The sequence below is a fragment of the Neisseria sp. P0021.S005 genome (genome assembly GCF_051956955.1).
This window is the reverse complement of record NZ_JBQCWY010000808.1, coordinates 1-1024: the sequence shown is the minus strand read 5'-3', so window position 1 is coordinate 1024 and position 1024 is coordinate 1. Positions and strand designations below refer to the sequence as shown.

The window sequence follows — 1024 nt, the reverse complement described above, 5'->3', positions numbered from 1 at the left end:
CAATATGGAAAGCATTCCCGAAATCGACCGTATTCAAAAGGTTGCCGCGCGTTTGGGTAAAGTCGCTCCGGTTTCCCTGCGTGTCAACCCTGATGTCGACGCTAAAACTCATCCTTATATCTACACCGGCCTGAAAGCCAACAAATTCGGTATTGCCTATGCCGATGCGCTTGAGGCTTATCGTCATGCTTCCCGACAAAGCCATTTGAAAATTGTCGGTATCGACTGCCATATCGGCTCGCAACTGACCGACCTCAGCCCGCTTGTCGAAGCCTGCGAACGTATCTTGGCCTTGGTTGACCAACTGGTAGCTGAAGGCATTGTGTTAGAACACTTGGACTTGGGCGGTGGTGTCGGCATTGTTTATCAAGATGAAAATGTGCCTGATTTGGGCGCGTATGCCCAAGCCGTTCAAAAACTGATGGGTACACGCCGTCTGAAACTGGTTCTTGAGCCCGGCCGCAGCTTGGTCGGAAATGCAGGTGCGTTGTTGACGCGCGTCGAATTCGTCAAACATGGCGAAGAGAAAAACTTTGTGATGGTCGATGCGGCGATGAACGATTTGATGCGTCCGGCGCTTTATGATGCCTATCATCACATCGAAGCGGTCGAAACCAAAGACATTGAGCCTCTGACGGCCAATATCGTCGGCCCGATTTGCGAAACCGGCGACTTTCTTGGCAAAGACCGCACCATCGCCTGTGAAGAAGGGGATTTGCTGCTTATCCGCAGCGCCGGTGCGTATGGCTCAAGCATGGCGAGCAACTACAACACGCGCAACCGCGCGGCGGAAGTATTGGTTAACGGCAACGAATGTAAACTTATCCGCCAACGTGAAACCGTCGAGCAGCAAATGGCCAACGAATTGGCTTGTTTGTAAGGTTTGATTGTTTAAAAGGCCGTCTGAAAGCTTGATTGACTTTCAGACGGCCTTTGTAATGAAAGAAAAGGGCATGTATCAAACACGCCCTTTTTCAGTTTATCAATAATGCGGCGGAATCTCGTCGCGCAGGCTGTACGGTTC

At 51.0% G+C, this 1024-nt stretch carries 1 protein-coding gene; it reads left to right on the top strand.

Translation table 11 applies throughout. The features are described 5' to 3' along the window. Positions 1-880: diaminopimelate decarboxylase (lysA, locus tag ACTHUE_RS19455; RefSeq protein WP_440424221.1), on the top strand; the 880-nt coding region annotated here is incomplete at its 5' end. Between the last annotated feature and the right edge of the window lie 144 nt (positions 881-1024).